This window comes from Methylobacterium sp. WL103 (genome assembly GCF_008039885.1).
Taxonomy (GTDB): domain Bacteria; phylum Pseudomonadota; class Alphaproteobacteria; order Rhizobiales; family Beijerinckiaceae; genus Methylobacterium; species Methylobacterium cerastii.
In genome coordinates this window covers 1-1,563 of sequence record NZ_VRUX01000800.1, presented here as the reverse complement: position 1 = coordinate 1,563, position 1,563 = coordinate 1, and the positions used below count along the sequence as shown (strand labels likewise).

Sequence of the window (1,563 nt, the reverse complement as noted above, 5' to 3'; positions counted from 1 at the left end):
CCGCGCAGTTGCGCGCCGCCAGGCAGGCGATCCAGCCGCCCATCGACGAGCCGATCAGCACCGGCGCCTCCGGTGCGTGCGCGGCGAGCACGGCTTCCGCGTCTTCGAGCCAGGTCGAGATCGTGCAGGCCGCGAACGCGCCCTCCGACTCGCCGTGGCCGGAATAGTCGAACCGCACGAAAAGCCGCCCCTCGGCGGCGGCGAAGGCGTCGACCGCCATCGCCTTGGTGGCGCCCATGTCGGAGTGGAAGCCTCCGAGCCAGACGATCGCCGGGCCGACGCCGTCGCGCACCCGCACCGCGATCCGACGTGCGTCCGCCCCTTCGCCTACCGTGACGTGCTCCAGCGTCGTGCCGTCCCGCATCCCGTTCTCCCGCCTTCGTCGAGGCCTGCGTTCCCGACCTGAACGCCGCGTCTTCAGCCGCCGTTTACCAGACCGTAAAGCGTACCCGTGATCCTATGACAATGAACGCTTCCCTGCGGCCGCGGCCCGCCTGCGCCCTCTCGCCGCGCGATCCCTCATGACGGAGGATCACCGGCCGGCGGTCGGATTTCCCGGCGACGCCGCGCCGCTGGCCGGCGCCTGCGTCCTCCAGATCATTCCCGAGCTCGATGCGGGTGGCGCCGAGCGCACCACCGTCGACATCGCAGCCGGCCTCGCCGCGGCCGGCGCGCGCGCGCTGGTCGCCACGGAAGGCGGCCGACTCGTCGGCGAGCTGCAGGCCAAGGGCGGCATCTGCCTGCCGTTTCCCGCCGCCTCGAAGAACCCGCTCCAGATGGCGCTCAACGTCGGCCGGCTGGCCCGCCTGTGCCGGCGCGAGGGGGTGCAGATCATCCACGCCCGCTCCCGCGCCCCGGCCTGGGTCGCGCTCGGCGCCGCGCGGCGGCTGAAGCTGCCCTTCGTCACCACCTATCACGGCAGCTATTCCGGCCGGACGGGCGTGAAGGTGCTCTACAACTCGGTGATGGCGCGCGGCGACGTGGTGATCGCCAACTCGCACTACACCGCCGACCTGATCCGGCGCCTGCATGCCGAGCAGGCGGGCGACCGCGTGCAGGTGATCCACCGCGGCACGGACCTCTCCGCCTTCACCCCCGTGGCGGTCGGCGCCGCCCGCGTCGAGGCGTTGCGCCGGAGCTGGGGCGTCGCGCCGCACGAGCGGGTCGTGCTGCTGGCGGCGCGTCTCACCGCCTGGAAGGGTCAGCGCATCCTGATCGAGGCGGCGGCGCTGCTCAAGGCGCAAGGGGTCGGCGACTTCGCCATCGTGCTCGCGGGCGACCCCCAGGGCCGCGTCGCCTACGAGCGCGAGCTCGACGCGCTGGTCGCGGCGCGCGGGCTCGAAGGCGTGGTCCGGCGGGTCGGGCATTGCACAGACATGCCGGCGGCCTTCCGGGCGGCCTCCGTCGTCGCGGTGCCGTCGGTGGAGCCCGAGGCGTTCGGCCGCTCGGCGGTCGAGGCCCAGGCGCTGGGCACGCCGGTGGTGGTGTCCGACCTCGGCGCGGTCCCCGAGACCGTCCTCAGCCCCCCCGAGGTTCCGGCCGGGCAGCGCACCGGCTGGCGCG

Annotated in this window: 2 protein-coding genes; one reads left to right on the top strand and one right to left on the bottom strand. The window is 74.1% G+C overall.

Annotated elements, in window-relative coordinates:
• Positions 1-364, bottom strand: a 364-nt coding sequence (locus FV222_RS25580) for an alpha/beta hydrolase (protein ID WP_147815963.1), incomplete at its 3' end; no start/stop codon positions are given.
• A 157-nt stretch (positions 365-521) separates the two neighbouring features.
• On the opposite strand from FV222_RS25580, the gene FV222_RS25575 reads away from it, so the two are divergent.
• Positions 522-1,563, top strand: a 1,042-nt coding sequence (locus tag FV222_RS25575) for a glycosyltransferase family 4 protein (RefSeq protein WP_147815962.1), incomplete at its 3' end; no start/stop codon positions are given.